Annotated in this window: 17 protein-coding genes; 8 read left to right on the top strand and 9 right to left on the bottom strand. The window is 72.0% G+C overall.

The genetic code is table 11. The annotated features are described in order from the left end of the window. Window positions 1-119: 119 nt before the first annotated feature. Window positions 120-1,205 carry an S-(hydroxymethyl)mycothiol dehydrogenase gene (locus tag ACWCQM_RS31080; protein ID WP_450918408.1) on the top strand — a complete coding sequence of 362 codons (1,086 nt, stop codon included), beginning with the start codon at window positions 120-122 and terminating at the stop codon, window positions 1,203-1,205. A 381-nt stretch (window positions 1,206-1,586) separates the two neighbouring features. On the opposite strand, the gene ACWCQM_RS31075 is transcribed toward ACWCQM_RS31080, so the two are convergent. Next, the gene (locus tag ACWCQM_RS31075; protein ID WP_450918407.1) at window positions 1,587-2,627 is read right to left on the bottom strand and encodes a LacI family DNA-binding transcriptional regulator; all 1,041 of its coding nucleotides are present in this window, start codon (window positions 2,625-2,627) and stop codon (window positions 1,587-1,589) included. Between the two features lie 3 nt (window positions 2,628-2,630). Next, window positions 2,631-3,644 carry a LacI family DNA-binding transcriptional regulator gene (locus ACWCQM_RS31070; protein WP_450918406.1) on the bottom strand — a complete coding sequence of 338 codons (1,014 nt, stop codon included), beginning with the start codon at window positions 3,642-3,644 and terminating at the stop codon, window positions 2,631-2,633. 288 nt (window positions 3,645-3,932) lie between these two features. Between ACWCQM_RS31070 and ACWCQM_RS31065 the strand changes: the two genes are divergently transcribed. The 7 genes from ACWCQM_RS31065 to ACWCQM_RS31035 all read left to right on the top strand — a co-directional run bounded on the left by ACWCQM_RS31065 (window position 3,933) and on the right by ACWCQM_RS31035 (window position 13,735). Next, window positions 3,933-5,249, top strand: coding sequence for an ABC transporter substrate-binding protein (locus tag ACWCQM_RS31065; protein WP_450918405.1), 1,317 nt, complete (start codon window positions 3,933-3,935; stop codon window positions 5,247-5,249). 108 nt (window positions 5,250-5,357) lie between these two features. After that, entirely contained in the window at window positions 5,358-6,242 is an 885-nt protein-coding gene (locus ACWCQM_RS31060) for a carbohydrate ABC transporter permease (protein WP_450918404.1), read from the top strand. A gap of 4 nt (window positions 6,243-6,246) precedes the next feature. Further along, window positions 6,247-7,152: a carbohydrate ABC transporter permease gene (locus ACWCQM_RS31055; protein WP_450918403.1), complete on the top strand. Its 906-nt coding sequence runs from the start codon at window positions 6,247-6,249 to the stop codon at window positions 7,150-7,152. Between the two features lie 75 nt (window positions 7,153-7,227). Next, the gene (locus tag ACWCQM_RS31050; protein WP_450918402.1) at window positions 7,228-9,798 is read left to right on the top strand and encodes a family 78 glycoside hydrolase catalytic domain; all 2,571 of its coding nucleotides are present in this window, start codon (window positions 7,228-7,230) and stop codon (window positions 9,796-9,798) included. Between the two features lie 161 nt (window positions 9,799-9,959). Then, window positions 9,960-12,437 (top strand): beta-glucosidase, encoded by a 2,478-nt coding sequence (locus ACWCQM_RS31045; protein WP_450918401.1) that lies wholly within the window; start codon window positions 9,960-9,962, stop codon window positions 12,435-12,437. Window positions 12,438-12,510: 73 nt separating this feature from the next. Beyond that, entirely contained in the window at window positions 12,511-13,128 is a 618-nt protein-coding gene (locus tag ACWCQM_RS31040) for a TOPRIM nucleotidyl transferase/hydrolase domain-containing protein (RefSeq protein WP_450918400.1), read from the top strand. 184 nt (window positions 13,129-13,312) lie between these two features. Continuing rightward, the gene (locus tag ACWCQM_RS31035; protein WP_267078007.1) at window positions 13,313-13,735 is read left to right on the top strand and encodes a PPOX class F420-dependent oxidoreductase; all 423 of its coding nucleotides are present in this window, start codon (window positions 13,313-13,315) and stop codon (window positions 13,733-13,735) included. On the opposite strand, the gene ACWCQM_RS31030 is transcribed toward ACWCQM_RS31035, so the two are convergent. The 7 genes from ACWCQM_RS31030 to ACWCQM_RS31000 all read right to left on the bottom strand — a co-directional run bounded on the left by ACWCQM_RS31030 (window position 13,736) and on the right by ACWCQM_RS31000 (window position 20,596). Continuing rightward, on the bottom strand, window positions 13,736-14,476 hold the full coding sequence (locus ACWCQM_RS31030) for an SDR family NAD(P)-dependent oxidoreductase (protein ID WP_450918399.1): 741 nt from the start codon (window positions 14,474-14,476) through the stop codon (window positions 13,736-13,738). Then, entirely contained in the window at window positions 14,473-15,444 is a 972-nt protein-coding gene (locus ACWCQM_RS31025) for a fumarylacetoacetate hydrolase family protein (RefSeq protein WP_450918398.1), read from the bottom strand. Before ACWCQM_RS31025 ends, ACWCQM_RS31030 begins: the two co-directional genes overlap by 4 nt. A gap of 84 nt (window positions 15,445-15,528) precedes the next feature. After that, on the bottom strand, window positions 15,529-16,467 hold the full coding sequence (locus ACWCQM_RS31020; RefSeq protein WP_450918397.1) for a VOC family protein: 939 nt from the start codon (window positions 16,465-16,467) through the stop codon (window positions 15,529-15,531). A 21-nt stretch (window positions 16,468-16,488) separates the two neighbouring features. After that, window positions 16,489-17,487, bottom strand: coding sequence for an amidohydrolase family protein (locus ACWCQM_RS31015; protein ID WP_450918396.1), 999 nt, complete (start codon window positions 17,485-17,487; stop codon window positions 16,489-16,491). Further along, window positions 17,484-18,614 (bottom strand): FAD-dependent oxidoreductase, encoded by a 1,131-nt coding sequence (locus tag ACWCQM_RS31010; protein ID WP_450918395.1) that lies wholly within the window; start codon window positions 18,612-18,614, stop codon window positions 17,484-17,486. Before ACWCQM_RS31010 ends, ACWCQM_RS31015 begins: the two co-directional genes overlap by 4 nt. A 24-nt stretch (window positions 18,615-18,638) precedes the next feature. Then, a complete protein-coding gene (locus tag ACWCQM_RS31005) occupies window positions 18,639-19,601 on the bottom strand; it encodes a cyclase family protein (protein ID WP_450918394.1) in 963 nt (320 codons plus the stop codon). Next, window positions 19,598-20,596: a fumarylacetoacetate hydrolase family protein gene (locus ACWCQM_RS31000; protein ID WP_450918393.1), complete on the bottom strand. Its 999-nt coding sequence runs from the start codon at window positions 20,594-20,596 to the stop codon at window positions 19,598-19,600. Before ACWCQM_RS31000 ends, ACWCQM_RS31005 begins: the two co-directional genes overlap by 4 nt. Between the last annotated feature and the right edge of the window lie 96 nt (window positions 20,597-20,692).

Here is a 20,692-nt window from a genome sequence, read left to right as displayed (position 1 = left end):
GGTGACCCGCGCTCGTGCCCCGCGCACGGTGACCCGCGCTCGTGCCCCGCGCTCGTGACCCGCGCGAACCCGCGCGTGCCCTTCCGCCCCTTCCCGCCCCAGCCGAGAGGAACTCCTCCATGTCCCAGCACGTACGCGGTGTCGTCGCCCGCGCCAAGGGTGAACCGGTACGCGTCGAGACCGTCGTCGTACCCGACCCCGGTCCGGGCGAGGCGGTGGTGAAGGTGCAGGCGTGCGGCGTCTGCCACACCGATCTGCACTACCGCGACGGCGGCATCGGCGACGACTTCCCCTTCCTCCTCGGACACGAGGCGGCCGGAGTGGTCGAGCAGGTCGGGCCAGGGGTGACGGAAGTGGCGCCCGGTGACTTCGTCATCCTCAACTGGCGCGCGGTGTGCGGGCGTTGCCGTGCCTGTCGGCGTGGACGCCCGCAGTACTGCTTCGACACCCACAACGCGAAGCGGAGGATGACCCTGACCGACGGCACCGAACTCTCACCCGCCCTCGGCATCGGCGCCTTCGCCGAGAAGACCCTGGTCGCGGCCGGCCAGTGCACCAAGGTCGACCCGGCCGCCTCCCCGGCCGCCGCCGGCCTGCTCGGCTGCGGGGTGATGGCGGGCATCGGCGCCGCGATCAACACCGGGGGAGTGGGCCGGGGCGACACGGTGGCCGTCATCGGCTGCGGCGGCGTGGGAGACGCCGCGGTCGTCGGCGCGCGGCTGGCGGGGGCGGCCCGCGTCATCGCCGTGGACATCGACGACCGCAAGCTGGAGACCGCCCGCTCCCTCGGCGCCACCCATACGGTCAACTCGCGCGGCACCGATCCGGTCGAGGCGATCCGCGGTCTGACCGGCGGGTTCGGCGCCGACGTCGTCATCGAGGCGGTCGGCCGCCCGGAGACGTACGAGCAGGCGTTCTACGCCCGCGACCTGGCCGGCACCGTGGTCCTCGTCGGGGTCCCCACCCCGCAGATGCGGCTCGAACTCCCCCTGGCGGACATCTTCGGCCGGGGCGGCGCCCTGAAGTCCTCCTGGTACGGCGACTGCCTGCCCTCGCGCGACTTCCCGATGCTCGTTGACCTGTATCTCCAGGGCCGTCTCGACCTCGACGCCTTCGTCAGCGAGACGATCGCCCTGGACGAGGTCGAGGACGCCTTCGGCCGCATGCGTGAGGGGGATGTCCTGCGCTCGGTGGTCATGCTCTGACGGCGTGGTCCTGTTCTGACGGCGTGGTCCTGCTCCGACAGCAGGGTTTCGCCCACGCCTCGGCGCCCGGCGGCGGCCCCTCCTCGGGCTCCTTGGGCGGGCCGCCGCCCGGCGCATCGGTGAACTCCGCTGCCCGCGCGACGGGTTGCCCCGCCATCCACGTGCTGGATCGGCGGTATCCGGAATGCGAATCACGGCAGGGGTAGGCAGACCGGTCGAAACGGGCGCATAGTCGTGCCACGCCGTGCGCGCATCGCGCCGAGCCCCTCCGACGCACGGACGCCTCCGGCAGGGCGGGCCCGTCCGCCGTGCGGCGTTCCCCTTCCGTACCGCTCCCCGGATCGTCGCCGTGTCTGCTGCCTGCCCGCCCGCCCTCCCGTACTACCGTGCCGGTTCCGCCCGCGTGGACCGGCGCACCACCAGTCCGGGCCGCAGCACGACGTGGCAGTGCTCGTGACCGGCCTCGCCGGCCGTGTCCTCGACGAGCAGCCGGCCCGCCTGCCGGCCCATGGCGACGGCGGGACGCCGTACCGAGGTGAGCGGCACGACGGCGGACGCGGCGAGGCCGTCGTCGCCGTAGCCGACCACCGCGACGTCGTCCGGCACCCGCAGCCCCGCCTCGTACAGGGCTTGCAGCACGCCCAGCGCGAGCAGGTCGTCCGCGCAGAGGACGGCGGCCGGGCGGTCCGGCAGGCCGAGGACCCGGCGCCCGGCTTCCCTGCCGGCCTCCACCGTCGGGGCCGTGCAGGACAGCTCACACAGGGCCGCCGACGGGAGTCCGGCCGCTCGGGCGGCCTCCCGCGTGCCCGTGCGGTGGTCCCGCATCCGGCGGAGGTGTCCGGGGCCGGCGACGTACGCGAGGGAGCGGTGTCCCCGCTCCAGGAGATGGCGGACCGCCGCGCGGCCCCCGGCGGCGTCGTCGATCCCGACGGAGCAGGCGGCGGGCTCGGGCGCGTGCTGGTCGGCCACCACGAACGGGACCGCGCTCCTGCGGAAGGCGGCCACCGTACGGCCGATCCCCTCGGCCGAGGCCAGCACGGCCCCGCGTACCCGGTGCGAGGTGATCAGGGAGAGGTGCCGTGCCTCCTCCGCCGGGTCGCGGGCGCCGGTGCACACCATGACGCCGAGGTCGGCCTCGCGCGCCGCCTGCTCCACCCCGGTGGCCAGCGCGGTGAGGAACGGATCGGCCGGACCGTGGCCCAGGACGGCGACGACCCGGGAGGCCAGGCCGTGCAACTGCCGCGCCCCTTCGGTGCGTACGTAACCGATCGCGCCGATCACGTCGAGGACGCGCCTGCGCGTGGACTCGGCCACGACCTCCGGACGGTTCAGTACATTGGAGACCGTGCCGAGCGACACCCCGGCCTCCCGCGCGACGTCCTTGATGCCCACCCGGCGCTCCACGGCGAGCAGCGGGTCCACGGTCTAGCGGCCCTTCGGCCGTGCGGTGCTGCCCCGGGTGACCAGGCGTGGCGTCATCGTCGTCCGCATGGCCCGGTCCCTGCGGCCTTCCACACGCTCGATGAGCATGCGGGCGGCGGTCGCCCCCATCATGTGCCCGGCCTGGTCGACGCTGGTCAGCTGGACGGTGGCCAGGGCGGCGAGGGCGGTGTTGTTGTAGCCGACGAGCGAGAGGTCGTCGGGGATGCGCAGCCCGAGTTCGTGGGCCGCGCGGTAGATGCCCAGAGCCGCGACGTCCGCGCCGGTCATGACGGCGGTCGGCGGGTTCTCGGCGGTCAGCAGGGTCATGCCGGCCTTGAAGCCGCCCTCGTCGGAGTACGCGGCGTGCAGCACGCGCGCGTGCTCCGCGAGCCCGTGCCGTTCCATGGCCGCGAGGTAGCCGTCGGTCAGAACGATCTCGGGGGTCCGCTTCCACTGGTTGGCCTTGGTGCCGGGCGCCGAGACCAGGGCGATGTCGCGGTGGCCGAGCGAGACCAGGTGGTCGACGACCAGGCCGGCGCCGATGTCGTCGGCGTCGACCACGGAGTCGTGGGTGTCGGAGCCGTCGTGGTGGCCGAGGACCACGGTCGGCGTGGACGCGGCCGTGGCCAGCACCTCCTCGCGCGAGGTCCCCGGCGCGATGAGGATCAGCCCGTCCATCTGGCGGTCCACCATGGACCGGATCGTCCTGGCCTGTTCGTCCGGGGCGAAGCCGGCCGCGCCGATCAGCACGGTGTACTCGCTCCGGCGCAGTTCGTCCCGGATGCCGTCGAGGATGTCGGCGAAGAACGCGTTGCGCACGTTGTCGAGGAGTACGCCGATCGTGTAAGTACGGCCGCGCATGCCGCGGGCCGCCGCGTGGGGGCGGTAGCCGAGCTCGGCGATGGCCGCCTTCACCCGCTCCTGCATGGCGGGACTCACGCCGTAGGCATTGCGCATCACCTTGGAGACCGCGGCGGTGGACACGCCGGCGTGCCGAGCGACATCGGTGATGGTCACGCGTTTGTTCTGTCTGGGTGTCGCAGCCGGGTCCATCGTCAGTGCTCCGGATCTCGTAGTCGTGAGTATAACGGTCTACACCCAAGCCCCTGGGTGTCGTCAAGTCTTCCGACGTCTTGCCGAGGTGTTACGTCTCTGTGTCTTGACGGAGCCGGGGGAGCGGTGCAGGGTGTTGCCCAATCTCAGTAGAGAACGTTTTACACGCTCTCCTTGTGCGACAGGGCCCACTCGTTGCCCTCGCGCCGCCTTCCACCCTCGCCTCCTCTCCATACTTCCCGGGAGTCTTCCGTGTCCCCTCGCATGCCCCGTTCGTCCCGTGCGCGCCTGAGTCTGATCACCGCGGGGACGGCCTCGCTGGCACTGCTCGCCACCGCCTGCGGCGGCAGCGGCGCGGGCTCCGCATCCGCGCCGAAGGACTTCAGCTATCTGAGCGTCACCGAGAACACCACGGTCAAGACCGCGCTCACCACCCTCTCCAAGGGTGCCTGCAAGACCGAGAACAAGGCGCTGCCGCTGAAGGTCGAGACGGTCCCGCAGGCGAGCCTCGACCAGAAGCTCCAGCTCCTCGCCGGACAGGACGCGCTCCCCGTGCAGTTCGCCGCGGGCAACGCCCCCGCGCTCACGAACCAGCTCGAAGGATCCGGGAAGATCGCCGACCTGGAGAAGGAGCTCAAGGGCCTCGGCGTCCTGGACCAGATCCAGCCCGCCGCCGTCTCGACCGTCAAGGCGCTGTACGACGGCAAGCTGGCGGTACTGCCGTACGAGTACAACATCGAGGGCATCTTCTACAACAAGAAGCTGTTCAGCGAGAACGGCATTTCCGAGCCCGCCACCTGGGACGAGCTGACCGACGCGTCCGCGAAGCTCGAGAGCAAGGGCGTGCAGCCGTTCTCCGCTTCCGGGCAGCAGGGCTGGCCCCTCACACGGCTCATCAGCGGGTACCTCTACCGCAGCCTCGGACCCGACGCGCTCCAGAAGGTCGCCCAGGGCAAGGCCGCGCTGACCGATCCCGAGTACGTCAAGGCCGCCGAGGAAGTCGCCGACCTCGGCAAGAAGGGCTACTTCGGCAAGGGCCTCGGCGCCATCGACTACGACACGGCGATGAACCAGTTCCTCAACGGCAAGGCCGCCATGTTCTACATGGGCAGCTGGGCACTGGCCAACATCTCAGACGCCGAACAGAACAAGGTCGGCGCCGAGAACGTCGGCTTCATGCCCTTCCCCGCAGTGGCCGGGGGCAAGGGCGCGATCGGCCAGTACCCCTCCAACGTCGGTCTGGGCATCACCCTGGCGAGGAAGTCCTTCGACGACAAGGCGGGCGACTGGACGTCCTGCATCGCCAAGAACTACGGCGCGACCGTGCTGAAGGACCAGGGCGCGATCTCCGGGTTCAAGGTCAACGGCGACGTCGAGGACGCCAACGAGGTCACCGCCCAGGTCAGGGAGACGATCGGCGCGTCGAAGCAGAACGTGCTGTGGTTCGAGGCGCTGTTCAGCACCAAGGCCACCACGGTCAGCCAGACCAACGCGGCCTCCCTGGTCAGCGGCAGCATGGCCCCGCAGAAGTTCATGCAGACCGTGCAGGACGCCCTGACCGCTCAGTGAGCGAAGGGCACCACGGCTCAGGAGCGCTCCGCGCACCGGCTGCGCCGCTCCTGAGCCGGTCCGCCCCCGCCCACCTCCGCACTCCCTCAGACGAAGTGGACACCACCTATGCACCGCGTCCTCGGTGACCGCAGGGCCATCCTGATCCTCATAGGCCCCGCCCTGCTCGTGTACTCCCTCATCATGCTGGTCCCGATGGCCTGGTCGCTGGGGTACTCCTTCACCAAGGGCAACACCATCGACGGCTTCACCGGCAACGGACTGGACAACTTCCAGCGCCTGTTCACCGACGACGCCGTCCGTGACGCCCTCTGGTTCACCTTCAAGTACGCCCTCGTCGTGACAGCCGGTCAGGTCATCGCGGGCTATCTGCTCGCCCTGCTGTACGTCTTCGTCCTCAAGCGCGCCTCCGCGCTCGTGCGCACGCTGGCCTTCTTCCCCGTCGTCCTGCCCACCGTGGCGGTCGGCCTGCTCTTCCAGAAGCTCTTCCAGGTCGCCCCGCAGACCGGCCCCGTCAACTCCCTGCTGAACATGCTCGGCATCGAGTCGGTCGACTGGTTCGCGAGTGCGGGCAGCGCCTTCTGGGTGCTGGTCGTCATGGACGTCTGGCGCTCCATGGGCTTCTACGCCGTCCTGCTCTTCGCCGGACTCGTCGACATCCCCGACGAACTCCTGGAGTCCGCGCGCCTGGACGGCGCCTCCGGCCTGCGGCTCGTACGCCACGTCGTCCTGCCCCTGTCCTTCCCCGTCCTGATGTCGTCCCTGATCTTCAGCATCAACGGGACGCTCAAGGTCTTCGACTCCATCGTCGCGCTGACCAACGGCGGCCCCGGCAGCGGCACCACACCCCTGACCCTCTACATGTTCCAGACGTCGTTCACCTACAGCGACTACGGCTACGGCAGCACCATCGCCCTGCTGCTGACCGTCGTGTGCCTGTTGGTGACCCTGGTCGTCTTCCGCCTCTCGCGGCGCGACCTCACGAAGGGCTGAACCCATGTCCCTCGACACGCCTACGAAGACCCCCTCCGCCGGCCCCGGGGCCGGACGGTCCGCCCACCTGCCCGGGCGGCGGCGCCGCTTCCCGCGGGGCGTCTGGGGCAGAGCCGTCGTCGCCCTGCTGCTGATCGTCGAGATCTACCCACTGCTGTGGATGTTCCTGACCTCGCTGAAGTCGAACGACGACTACCTCAACAACTCCACCTGGAGCCTGCCGACGACCTGGGAGTGGGGCAACTACACCGAGGCGTGGACCACCGGCAACATCGGCCTGTACATCCAGAACAGCCTGATGGCCGTGCTCCCGTCCCTGGCACTGATCCTCCTGCTGGGCACCGCGGCCGGATTCGCCCTGCAGATCATGGTGTGGAAGGGCCGCAGCCTGACCCTGCTGATCTTCCTCGCGGGCATGATGGTCCCCTCCCAGATGATCCTTCTGCCCCTGTTCACCGTGTACTTCCAGACCGGCCTCTCGGGCACCCTGTGGCCCCTGATCCTCACCTACACCGGCACCGGGCTCCCGCTGACCGTCTTCATGATGGCCACCTACTACAAGACCGTGCCGCGCGAGATGTTCGAGGCCGCGGCACTCGACGGCGCCGGCATCCTGCGCGCCTTCTGGTCGATCAGCGTCCCCATGGTTCGCAACGCCGTCCTCACCGTCGGGCTGGTCCAGTTCTTCTTCATCTGGAACGACCTGCTCATCGCGCTGACCTTCACCAACAGCCAGGACCTGCGCACCATCCAGGTCGGCCTGCTCAACTTCACCGGTGACTTCGGCGCCACCCAGTACGGCCCGCTGTTCGCGGCCATCTGCATCAACGTCTTCGGCACGCTCCTGATCTACCTGTTCCTGAACCAGAAGGTCATGAAGGGCCTGACCGGCGGAGCGGTCAAGGGCTGACGCCCGCGCTCCACCCGACACACCAGCACCCCCACGGAAGGCCTCCCCTCTCTGATGTCCCTTCAGCCTGCCCCGGTGACCTTCGAGCACCTGCCCGACGGCCTCGGCATCGGTGTCCCCGCACCACGCCTGTCCTGGACGCTGCCCGCCGGCACCGGTTCCCAGGAGGCGTACGAACTGGAACTCGTCCGCTCCGGCGCCGTGCACCGCACCGGCCGCGTCGACGGCCCCGGCCAGGTCCTGGTGCCCTGGCCCGGCGAGCCGCTGGCCTCCCGCGAACGCGTCGCCGTGCGCGTCCGCGTCTGGTCACCGGGGACCCGCGAGCCCTCGGCATGGAGCGCGGCCGGCCATGTCGAAGCGGGCCTCCTGGACCCCGCCGACTGGCAGGCCGTCCCCGTCGGGGCCGGCTGGGACGAGGACCCGGAGGCCGAGCGCCGGCCGGCCCTGGTCCGCAAGGACTTCCGGCTCGACCGCACCCCGGCGCGCGCCCGCCTCTACGTCTCGGCACACGGTCTGTACGAGGCGGAGATCAACGGCCGCCGGGTCGGCGACGAGACCCTGGCCCCCGGCTGGACGGTCTACCCGCACCGGCTGCGCTACCGCACCCACGACGTCACCGCGCACCTCACCGAGGGCCCCAACACCATCGGCGCATGGCTCGGCGACGGCTGGTACCGCGGTACGTACGGCTTCGACGGCGGCACCCGCAACATCTACGGCACCGACCAGGCCCTGTTCGCGCAGCTGGAGATCACCTACGCCGACGGGACCACGGACGTCGTGGCCACGGACGGAACATGGAGCGCCGCACCCGCCCCCATCCTCGCCTCCGGCCTGTACGAGGGCGAGACCTTCGACGCCCGGCTGCACGACCCGGACTGGTCCGCGCCGCACCGTACGGAATCCGGCGACTGGACACCCGTACGGACCGGCAGCAGGGACCCGGGGACCCTCGTCGCGCCGATGGGCCCACCCGTGCGCTGCACCGAGGAGGCCGGCCCGGTCTCCATCACCCGCACCGCGGACGGCCGCCACATCCTCGACTTCGGGCAGAACCTCGTCGGCCGCCTCGCCGTCACCGTCGACGGCCCGGCCGGCACCACCGTCACCCTCAGACACGCCGAGGTGCTCCAGGACGGCGAACTCGCCACCCGCCCCCTGCGCGAGGCGTACGCCACCGACACCCTGATCCTCTCCGGGCGGGGCCCGCTCACCTGGGAACCCCGCTTCACCCTCCACGGCTTCCGCTACGCCGAAGTCACCGGATGGCCCGGCGAGCCGACCCCGGACAGCGTGACCGCCAGGGTCCACCACACGGACATGCGCCGCACCGGCTGGTTCGAGTGCAGCGACGAGCTCGTCAACCGCCTCCACGAGAACGTCGTCTGGAGCATGCGCGGCAACTTCGTCGACATCCCCACCGACTGCCCCCAGCGCGACGAACGCCTCGGCTGGACCGGCGACATCCAGGTCTTCGCCCCCACCGCGAGCTATCTCTACGACTGCGCGGGCATGCTCGACTCCTGGCTCACCGACGTCGGCCTGGAACAGCTCCCCGACGGCACCATCCCCTGGTACGTCCCCGTCATCCCCGGCGCGCCGATGTGGACGCCGATCCAGCCGGGGGCCGCCTGGGGGGACGTCGCCACGCTCACCCCCTGGACGCTCCACCAGCGCTTCGGCGACGTCGGACTCCTGCGCCGGCACTACCCCATGGCCACAGCATGGGTCGAGCTGATGGAACGCCTCGCGGGACCGGGCCGCCTGTGGGACACCGGCTTCCAGCTGGGCGACTGGCTCGACCCCGCCGCCCCGCCCGAGGACCCGGCGGCGGGCATCACCGACCGCTATCTCGTCGCCACCGCCTACTTCGCCCACTCCGCCCGCCATCTGTCCCTGATCGCAGCAGAGTTGGGGGAAGGCGCGGAAGCCGAGCGGTACGCCGCCCTGGCCGACGAGGTCGCCGACGCCTTCCGCCGCCGGTACGTCCTGCCCTCCGGGCGCATGACGAGTGACAGCCCCACCGCCTACGCCGTGGGGATCGCCTTCGGCCTGCTCGCCCCCCGGCAGCGGCAGAAGGCGGGGGACCGGCTCGCCGAGCTCGTCCTCGCCAACGGCGCCCGGATCGCCACCGGCTTCGTCGGGACCCCGCTGATCTGCGACGCGCTCACCGACACCGGCCACCTCGACGTCGCCTACCGCCTGCTGCTCCAGACCGAATGCCCCTCCTGGCTCTACACCGTGACCCAGGGCGCCACCACCATCTGGGAGCGCTGGGACAGCCTCCGGCCCGACGGCAGCCTCAACCCGGGCGGCATGACCTCCTTCAACCACTACGCCCTGGGCGCCGTCGCCGACTGGCTGCACCGCGTCGTCGGGGGCATCACGGCCGCCGGGCCCGGCTACCGGGACATCGTCTTCCGGCCCCGGCCCGGAGGCGGGATCACCTGGGCCCGCACCCGCCACGAGACGCCCTACGGAACCGCCTCCCTGTCGTGGGAGACGACCCCGGCCGGACTGACGGCCCGCTGCACCGTTCCCGAGGGCTGCCGGGCCACCGCCGAACTGCCCGGCTGTGCGCCCGTCCACCTGGACGCGGGCGACCACGTCCTGAACACCACCGAACTGGCGGGGAAAGCAGCCTGATCCATCGCTTTCCCCGTCCGGGAAAAGCGCACTCCCGGTGTACGTGACGCATCCGGGGTGCGTGCCCTGGAGCCGGGGCCGGCCGGGAACCTGACCTCCCGGTCGGCCCCCTTCCCCCCGTGCGGCCGAGTCCTGAGCCGCCCGTTCATCGGAGAGCCGCTGTGAACCGACGTACGTTCCTCTCTGCCTCCGCCTTCACGGCCATGGCCGTGGGCATGGCCCCCGTCATGAGCGACCGGGCGGTGGCCGCGCCCGGCTCCGCCCCGCAGGACCGGGCCGACGCCCTTCTCGCCCGGATGACACCGGCCGAGAAGGAGTCCCTCGTACGCTGCGACTTCGCCGCCGTCGCCCATCTGGGCATCCCGGCGCTGACCATGGCCGACGCCTCGGCCGGGCTGCGGGGCGAGAAGGGCGTGACCGCCTTCCCCGTCCCCGTCGCCCAGGCGGCCACCTTCGACGAGGACCTCGTCCGCCGCATGGGCGGTGCCATCGGCACGGAGGGCCGCGCCAAGGGCTACAACAACCTCCTCGGCCCCACCGTCGACGTCAGCAGGACCTGGCACTCCGGCCGCCAGTCCGAGGGCATGGGGGAGGACCCGCTGCTGGCCGGCCGGCTGGGCGCGGCCGTCACCGTCGGCATCCAGAGCCGGAACGTGGTGGCCACCGTCAAGCACTTCGCCGGCTACACCCAGGAGACCAACCGCCTCTCCACCGACACCGAGATCTCCGAACGCGCCCTGCACGAGGTCTACGAGGCGCCCTTCCGGACCGTCGTCACCGCCGCCCCCACCACCTCGGTGATGATGGCGTACCCCAAGATCAACGGTACGTTCGCCGCCCAGCACCCCGCCCTGTTCGACGACCTGAAGAAGAGCATCGGCCTCCGGGGATACACCGTGCCGGACTTCTGGGCGGGCGACGACCAGGTCGCCGCAGCCCGGGCCGGCATGGACCTCGCCGGACTCGGCCCCGCCGGGGTGAAGCTCCCGGCGGGAGCACTCACCGGCGGCGCGATACCGGACGCACGGCTGGACGACGCGGCCCGCCGCATCCTCGTCACGATGTACGCGAACGGCCTCTTCGAACACCCCGTGCCCGCCCCCGCCGACGACGTCAGCACCCCGGAGCACCAGAAGCTGGCCCATGAGGTCGCCGTCGCCTCGACGGTCCTGCTCGCCAACCGGGCCTCGGCGCTCCCGCTGCCCGCCGCGCTGAAGTCCCTCGCCGTGATCGGCCCCGCCGGCACCGACGCCGTCACCGGTGTGGCGGGCTCCACCTACGTCGACCCCGGGACCTGGGCCACCCCCCTGCAGGCGATCCGCGACCGGGCCGGAAGCAAGGTCGCGGTCACGCACTCCCAGGGCACCAGCGGAGACCTGCCCCTCGCCCCGGTCCCCTCCTCCGTGCTCCGCGACGCCACCGGCACGGCCGGACTGACCGCGGCCTACTACGCGGGCACCGACGCCTCGGGCACCCCGGTGGCGACCCGCACCGACGCCACCGTCGACTTCGCCGCCGCGCCCGTGGAAGGGCTGCCGGACGTCTGGTCGGCGCGCTGGACCGGCACCCTCGTGCCCACCACCACCGGACCGCACCGCTTCTCGCTGCTCGCCGCCGGGACCGCGGAACTGAGGATCGACGGCGCCGTCGTCGTCTCCGGCACCCGGCACAGCCGCCGCTTCTTCCTCGGCCCGTACGACTACCCGCTCCAGGGCGCCACCGTGCTGACCGCGGGACGCCCGGTCACCGTCGAGCTGACGTACACCAACGCCACGGCGGACCGCGGCACCAGCGGACTGACCCTCGGCTGGCAGCCCGACTCCCCGATCCCCGCCGCGGTCAAGGCGGCCCGCGCCGCCGACGCCGCCGTGGTCCTCGTGAACCGGATCGCGGGCGAGGACATGGACCACGGCACGCTCCGGCTGCCGGGCGACCAGGACCGGCTGATCTCGGCCGTCGCCGCCGTGAACCCCCGTACCGTCGTCGTGCTCAACACGGACGGCCCGGTCGCCATGCCGTGGCTGGACGAGGTGGAGGCCGTGATCCAGGCGTGGTACGGGGGACGCGCGACGGGCACCGCGCTCGCCGCCGTCCTCTTCGGCGACAGCGACCCCTCGGGCCGGCTCCCGGTCACCTTCCCCGCCGACGAGACCCAGGGACCCGGCACCGGAGCCGCGAGCTACCCCGGCACCGGCGGCACCGTCTCCTACGAGGAGGGCATCGCGGTCGGCTACCGCTTCTACGAGGCCGAGGGGCAGCGGCCCCGCTTCGCCTTCGGCCACGGGCTGTCCTACACGACCTTCGCCCACGGAGCCGTGGAAGCCGTGTACGACCCCGCCACCCGGACCGTCGACGTGACGGCCACCGTCACCAACACGGGCCGCCGCGAGGGCACCGAGGTGCTCCAGGTGTACGCGACCCTGCCCGGCGCCGCGGCGTCGGAACCGCGCCGTCTGGCCGCCTTCCGCAAGGTCACCCTGGCGCCGGGGGCGTCACGGCGCCTCACCCTCACGGTCGACGCGAGGGACCTGGCCGTACGGCAGCCCGGCCGCTGGACCCTGCTCCCCGGCCGGTACACCTTCGCGACCGCGCGCTCGTCGGAGACCATCACCGCACAGCGGAAGGTGACCATCGGCTGACCCACGCACGCTGCCCCGCCCGCCCGGCGAAAACCGATACCGGACGGGCGGGGGCAGGGTGCAGACTCGTCCCATGGCTGACATGGGGGCATTCCGGGACGCGGTCACCGCGTGGGCGGCCGGCGGCCCCGCCGGACCCGCGGGCGAACTGGCCGATCGGCTCTCCGTACGGACGGTGGTCCTGCTCGAAGGGCCCAGCGACGCCGCGGCGGTCGAGGCCCTGGCCGAGAGCCGCGGACGGGACCTGGAGGCCGAGGGGATCTGCGTCCTGGCGATGGGCGGCGCGATGAGCGTCGGACGCTTCGCCCAGCTCCTCGGACCTCCCGGCCTGGACCTGTGCCTCACCGGACTCTGCGACGAGGCGGAGCGCCCCTACTACACCCGCGGCCTGGAGCGTGCCGGAGCGGCACAGCGGGGGTTCTTCGTCTGCGCGGCGGATCTGGAGGACGAGCTCGTCCGCGCGCTGGGCGTGACCCGTGTGGAGGAGCTCATCCGCGAGGAGGGCGATCTGCGCGCCCTCCAGACCTTCCTCCAGCAGCCCGCACAGCGTGGCCGCACCCCGCGGCAGCAGCTGAGGCGCTTCCTCGGCACGAAGAAGGGCCGCAAGATCCACTACGGCCGGGTCCTCGTCGAGGCGCTCAGCCCCGACCGCGTACCCGCACCGCTCGACGGTCTCCTCGGCACCCTCTGACCGCCCGGCTCCCGTGGGCCCGGTAGCGGAGCGGCCCTCCCGCCGGGCTGCCGAGGCCACCGGGGTATAGCGTCGAAGGCGCCGCCGGACAGCGCGCGTGCGGCCCGCCGCGCGCCCTTCGGCACCGGACCTCCCGCCGCGATCCGCCGGCGGTCCGTCCACGAACGACCAGGAGAAGGAGCCCATGTCCAAGCCCCCGCTGCCCTCCGAAGCCGTCACCCTGCTGGGACGGCCCAACCCGGCCGTCATGGCCACGCTGCGCTCGGACGGCACCCCGGTGTCCACGCCCACCTGGTACGTGTGGGAGGACGGCCACCTGCTGATCAGCCTCGACGAGGGCCGGGTACGCCTGAAGCACCTGCGCCGGGACCCCCGGGTGACCCTCACGGTCCTCGACAAGGACGACTGGTACACCCATGTCACCCTCGTCGGCCGGGCGACCGAGCTGTACGAGGACGAGGGCCTGGCCGACATCGACCGCATCGCCCGGCACTACACCGGCGGGCCCTACCCGGACCGGGTCCGCGCACGGGTCACCGCGCGGATCGAGGTGGAGCGCTGGCACGGCTGGGGCGCGATGAAGGACAGCGACCAGGCGTCCACCTGATCACCCCTCACGCAGTGCGTCGGAGACCGACTTGACGCCCCCGTGTGCGGTGAGGCCGCCGTCCACGGGGATCTCGGCGCCGGTGATGAACGAGGACGCGTCGGACAGCAGGAAGACGACCAGCGGAGTGATCTCGTCGACGGTTCCGGTGCGGCCGAGCGGCGTCTCGCGGATGTTGGCCTCCCGGAAGGCGGGTGCGGCCGACGCGGTCATCTCGGTCTCGATGTAGCCGGGGTGGATGGTGTTGACCCTGATGCCGCGCGGACCGAGCTCCAGCGCCGCGGTCTTCGACAGGCCCCTCAGCGCCCACTTGCTGGTCGTGTACGCGACCGGGTAATGGGCGGTGAGGGCTGCCGACGAGCCGACGTTGACGACGGAGGCGCCCGGGGGCATCAGCGGGGCGAGATGCTGGATGCCGAGCAGCGGGCCGGTGACGTTGACCGCGTGGACGCGCGCCATGTCCTCGGGGCGCACCTCGCCGATCCTGGCCCGCCAGGTGATGCCCGCGTTGTTGACGAGCCCGTGCACCTGCCCGTACGTCCCGCGCAGTTCGGCGGCCAGTTCGGCCCAGTCCCTCCCGCTGGTCACGTCGAGGTGCCGGCAGCCCTCCCGGGGCTCCACGTCGGTGGCGACGACCCGGGCACCCTCCAGGGCCAGGGCGCGCGCCTCGGCGGCTCCCTGGCCGCGGGCCGCGCCGGTCACGACGACGACCTTGCCGAGGAGCCGGCCGGGTCCGGTCACGGCCGTTCCCTGTCGCGCCGCCGGCCGGCGGGCAGCGGCACCGGATCGACGCCCGGGACGACCGTGCTGGTGAGCGTCCCGATGCCCTCGACCGTCAGCGAGACCGTGTCGCCGGGCTTCAGCGGCGGAGGGTTCTGCTCGCCGCGCAGGCCCCAGAGCTCGGCGAGGCAGCCGCCGTTGCCGCAGGTGCCGGAGCCGAGGACGTCACCCGGCACGACACGGGTGCCGCGTGAGGCGTAGGCGGTCATCTCCTCGAAGGTCCAGCTCATGTTGGACAGCAGGTCCTTGCCGATCACCTCGCCGTTGACCTCGGCGGTCAGCGCGAGGCGCAGCAGCCCCTCGGAGTCCCGGTACGGCTCCAGCTCGTCGGCGGTGACCAGCCAGGGGCCGAGGGTGGTCGCGGTGTCCTTGCCCTTGCAGGGGCCCAGGCCGACCTTCATCTCCGCGGACTGGAGGTCGCGCGCGGACCAGTCGTTGAAGACGGTGTAGCCCACGATGTGGTCGCGGGCCCGCTCGGGGGTGAGGTCACGGCCCTCGCGGCCGATGACGGCGCCCACCTCGAGTTCGAAGTCGAGCACCGCCGACCCGGGAGGCACGGGCACAGGATCGCCGTGTCCGAAGACCGCGTGCGGGTTGGTGAAGTAGAAGGTCGGCGCCGCGTACCACTGTTCGGGAACCCCCGGTACGCCGTCGACGGCACGGCGTACCCCTTCCACGTGCTCCTCGAAGGTGACGAAGTCCCGCACGGACGTGGGCTGGAGGGGCGGCAGCAGCCGCACCTGGGAGACGTGCGGGCCGGGCGGCACGTCGAGCGCCGAGGCGCCGGCGGCGAGCAGCCCGGGCAGGCCGTCGGTCTCCGCGATCAGTGTGCCGAGCGAGGTGACGCCGGGCAGGGGGAAGAGCGTGCCGTCCTCCTCCACGACGGCCACGCGCCGGCGCTGCTGGTGTTCGTAGGCGGCGAAACGCATGGTGTGCGGCTCCTGACGGAAGTGGGTGGGGGCGGGGACGCGGCGGTGGAGAACAGTCGCCGCGTCCCCGGGGCCGGGGGTGGCTCAGACCGGCGGGGCGATGAAGACGCCGCGGTCGGGGTCGTTGAAGGACTCCTTGGCGACGAGTTCGTTCATCGCGTTGGCCGTCCCCCACTGGTCGGTGACCTCGGGCCGGGAGAAGTCGTAGACGTGCGGGTGCCAGGTGTCCTCGTCGAGGTTCTCCAGCTCGGTGGTGTACTCGACGGTGTTGCCGTGCGGGTCGAGGAAGTACGTGAAGGTGTTGTCCCCGGCCATGTGCCTGCCGGGCCCCCAGATCTTGCGGAAGCCGGCCCGCATGACCCGGCCGGAGCCCCGCATGTACTCGTCGATCCCGCGCATCTCGAACGAGACGTGGTGCAGCGCGGTGTGCGGGCCCTGCGCGATGGCCATGGAGTGGTGCTGGTTGGAGATCCGCATGAAGTGCATCACCTCGCCCATGTGCGGCGAGCTGAGGGTGTCGGAGAGGGCGAAGCCGAGGTGGCGCTCGTACCACTCGCGGGTCCGGTTGAGATCGGGGGAGTTGAGGACGACGTGGGAGAGCTTGACCGGGATGGCCTCCTTCTCCTCGATCTTCCGGTGCTGCCGCACCTCGACGTCGGCGGACACCTCGATGGTGCGGCCGTCGACGTCGAAGAAGCGGAAGCCGTAGCCGCCGCCCGGGGTGTCCACCGTGCCGGGCCGCGAGATCAGCTGCACGCCGCCGGCCAGGAGCCGTTCGGCGAGGGTGTCGACGTCGGCCGCGTTCGCCGCGCCGTAGGAGACGAGGTCGAGCCGCTTCTCCTCGGCCTTGCGCAGCCGTACGACGTACTGCTCGGGGGAGCCCTCGGCGGCCAGGAAGGAGATCCCGGAGTCCTCGGAGACCTTGGTGAGGCCCCAGACACCGCCGTAGAAGTCGAGCTGCTTGTCGTAGTCGGGCACCGCCAGGTCGACGTGGCGCAGATGGGTGAGCAGGCGTGCGCTCATGATGGTTCCTCCTCGTTGAGGTCAGGCGAGTCGCAGCAGGGCGGCGGCGTTGCCGCCGCGTACGGCGTCGAAGTCGGTCCCGGACAGCCCGGCGGCGCGCAGCGCGCCGACCGGGTCCTCGGAGCCCATGTCGAAGGGGAAGTCGGAGCCGAGCAGGACCCGGTCCGCCCCCGCGACCCGGATCAGCGCGTCCAGCACCCCGGGGTCGTGGACGAGGGAGTCGAAGTACAGCCGGCTCAGGTAGCTGCTGGGCGGGTGCGCGCATCCGGCGCCCGCGTCGGTGCGGGCGGACCATGCGTGGTCGGAGCGGCCGATGTGGGTGGGCAGATAGCCCCCGCCGTGCGCGGCGATCAGCTTCAGGCCGGGGTGGCGGTCCAGGACCCCGGAGAAGATCAGGTGCGAGAGCGCAACGGCGTTCTCGGTGGGCTGGCCGACGGTGTTGGAGAGGTACCACCGGTCGAGGCGTTCGTCGAGCGTGCAGCCGAAGGGGTGCAGGAAGACCAGTGCTCCGGCCTCCTCGGCCCGCGTCCAGAAGGGCTCGTACGCCGGGTCGGAGAGCTCGCGCCCCGGCGCGTGGCTGGAGATCTCCACGCCCTCCAGCCCTTGTTCCAGGGCGTGGTCGAGCGCGCGCACCGTCAGGTCCGGATGCTGGAGCGGCACGAGCCCGAGACCCCGCAGCCGTTCGGGCGCCCCGGAACAGTGGGCGGCCGTCGCCTCGTTGGCCAGCCGGCAGAGCTTCTCCGCCGTGTCCTCGTCCGCCCAGTAGTGATAGTGCGAGGGGGAGGGGCTGACCAGCTGGACGTCCACGCCCTGCGTGTCCATCGCCGCGAGCCTTGTGGCCACGTCGGTCATCTGCGGGACGCGGTCGCGGACCATCGGGCCGCTGACGGCGAGCGCGTCGGGGCCGTTGCGCCGGGCGTCCAGCTCCCGGGCCTCGGCGTGGCCGGGCAGCCCGGCCACGAGCGCCTCCACCTCGGGAAGCAGCACATGGGCGTGTACGTCGATGGTGGGCGCGGTCACGGCAGCTCCCGGAGCATGGTCATGGTGCGGCCCATCAGGCCGGGCACATCGGCGTCGCGCACCCCGTCGAGCTGCCACCGCCCGATCTGTACGGACGCCTCGACGACCGGCCGGACACGCGCGATACGCCGCTCGTAGTACGCCTGGAGCAGGTCGTCGTCCCACTCCTCGGCCGCGGTCAGCATCTGCGCCAGCACCCAGGCGTCCTCCAGGGACAGCGCGGCGCCCTGCGCGAGGGTGGGCGGGCAGCAGTGCGCGGCGTCGCCGATGAGCACGACCCGCCCGCGGTGCCAGGAGCCCTCGACCAGCATCCGGTCGAACCAGGTGTAGTTGACCTTCGCCGGGTCCTTGATCGACTCGGTGATCTCCGGCCAGAAGCCGCCGTAGGCGGAGGCCAGGCCGCGCATCTCGTCGGCGTACGTCTCCGGGGGGATCGAGGCCCGGTCGCGGTTGGCCTCGACGACGTACGCGTAGAGCGTGGTCTCGCTGGTGGGGCAGTAGCCGGCGATGTAGGCCGGGCCGCCATAGGCGAGGTCCGTGCGGGTGACCCCGGCGGGGCGCGGCGCCGCGATGCGCCAGATGGCCATGCCGGTCGGCTCGGGCGCGGCCTCGATGCCGATGGCGGCGCGGGTGGTGGAGCCGAGGCCGTCGGCGGCGATCACCAGGTCGTAGCGCCCCTCGGTGCCGTCGGTGAAACGGGCCGTCACGCCATCGGCGTCCTGCTCGAACGAGGTGGCGCGGGTGCCCAGCCGGACCGACGCGCCGCTCTCCCGGACGGCGTCGATCAGGATCCGCTGAAGCTGGGGGCGCTGCATGCCGACGGTGGCCGGCAGGTCGTCGCCGCCGCTGCGGATGTCGTCCTGCGCGTGCAGGACCGTCCCGTCGGGAGCGGTGATGCCCACCGATCCGAAGCCGTAACCCGACTCCCGGACCCGCTCCCACACGCCCAGTTCACGCAGTACGCGCAGGGCGTTGCCCTGGAGGGTGATGCCGGACCCTGCGGTCGCGTTCCAGTCGTCCCTGGCCTCGACCAGGTCCACCGTGACGCCCGCGCGGCGCAGCAGGACCGTCACGGCGTTGCCGGCCGCCCCGCCGCCGACGACCAGGACCTTGCGTGGTGTGCTCATGAGGGAACTCCCTTGTTCCACTTGTTACTTGACGGCGATCGGGTTGACGGGGCTGCCGACCGCGCCGGTGATCGGCAGGGGGGCGGCGGTGAGCCAGAAGTCGTACACGCCGTCGGCCGCGCAGTCCTCGGCCAGTGCCTCCGGATCCCACATCTCGCCTATCAGCAGACCGATGTTGGGGATGGCGACCTGGTGCAGCGGCTGGAAGGCGTGCTCGAACTCGTTGGGCCGGACCTCGAAGCCCCAGGTGTCGGTGGCGATCGCGGCGATCTCCGTGCCGTGCAGCCAGCCGGCCGCCGTGAAGGACAGCCCGGGCGCGGGACCGCCTGCGTACTCGCCCCAGCCGTCGCGGCGGACCCTGGCGAGCTGCCCGGTACGCACCACTACGATGTCGCCGCGCCCCACGCGCACGCCCTGGGCCTCGGCCGTGGCCGTCAGGTGTTCCTCGGTGATCGCGAAACCGTCAGCCAGCTCTCCGCCCTCGCCGATGGCCCGGCCCACGTCCAGCAGCACCCCGCGGCCCGCCACGTGCGGCGCCATGTGCTCGATGCCGGTGACCAGGTCGCCCTCGGAGGTGACGACCTTCTCCGCCGGGCGCCCGTTCCACGCCTTGCCGTGGTCGAAGATGTGCCCGAGCCCGTCCCACTGCGTGGAGCACTGCAGGGGCATCGCGATGACGTCGTCCGCGCCGCCGAGGCCGTGCGGGAAGCCCTGCCCGGTGACGACGGCGTCCGTGCCGGTGTCGAGCATCGTGTGCACGGGGTTGGTGCGCCGGCGCCAGCCCTTCTGCGGGCCGTTCATGTCGAAGCTCTGGGAGAGGGAGAAGCTGACGCCGCGCCGGATGAGCGCGGCCCCCTCGCGGCGCTTGGCCTCGTCGAGGAAGTTGAGGGTGCCGAGCACGTCGTCCTCGCCCCAGCGGCCCCAGTTGGAGTACGCCTCGGCGGCCTCGGCGATGGAAGCCTCGGGATTCGCGCGGTCCAAGGTCACGACTCCTCCGCCACACAGAGGGTGCGCTGGGCGCCGAGCCCGGTGACGGACGCGTCCATGACGTCGCCGTCGCGCAGCAGCCGGCCCCAGTGCATGCCGTTGCCCGCCGGGCTGCCGGTCAGGACCAGGTCGCCGGGGAGGAGCCGGGCGGACTGCGAGGCGTACGAGACCACGCGCGCCACGTCGAAGATCATGTCCTTGGTGGACTCGTCCTGCATCGTCTCGCCGTTGAGCTTCAGCACGAGACGCAGGTCCCCGGGGTCGGCGACGGACTCGGCCGGCACGATCCAGGGGCCGAGGGGGGTGAAGCCCGGGGCGTTCTTGCTGCGCAGCCAGTCCGTGCCGATCTGCGGCATGTCCCGCCGGAAGACGGTGGCGCGGTCGGTGAGGTCGTTGGCGATCGTGTAGCCGGCGACGTACTCCAAAGCCTCCTCGGCGGAGACCCGGTACGCGGCCCGGCCGATGACCGCGGCCACTTCCAGCTCCCAGTCGGGCTTCTGGGCCCAGGCGGGGAGCACCACGTCGTCGTACGGCCCGGTGATCGCGCTCGGCAGGCCGATGAACACATAGGGCAGGTCCTCGGCCGCCCGGCGGTCCATGATCTCCGCCGCCTCGGCGCGACGCTCGTCCTCGGGCCGCTCGTCGCCGGGAGCCCGGTGGGCGACGTGTAGGTCGATGACGTGCTGCCGGTAGTTCGCGCCCGACTGGAAGACCTGCCGCGGCGCGACCGGCGCGTGCACACGGAAGTCCGCGAGCGCGGCGCGCTCCAGGGAGCCGTCGGCGGCCAGCGCCCGCAGCCGGGGCAGGCGCGCCGGCCAGTCCTCCAGGAGACCCAGGACCGTCAGCCCCGGTTCCGCGAGGGCGGTCCGGAGGTCGGCCACCAGGCCGTCCGGGGTGACGAGGGCGGGGAACGCGGGCCCGTCCTGGGCCGACAGGGTGGCGAGGGCGAACGGTCCTGCGAAGAGCGCGGACGCGGGTTCAGATTTCACGAACATGTCCTCCTGATTGCGATGTGACTAATCTGGACCTGCCGCCAGTGATCGGGGAAATCGATTGTGTGGATGATCGTCATCCATCGCGCCTATTCACCC

The sequence above is a fragment of the Streptomyces sp. NPDC002125 genome, assembly GCF_053593715.1.
Note: the sequence above shows the minus strand (reverse complement) of the source record. Positions and strands in the feature narration are given on the sequence as shown.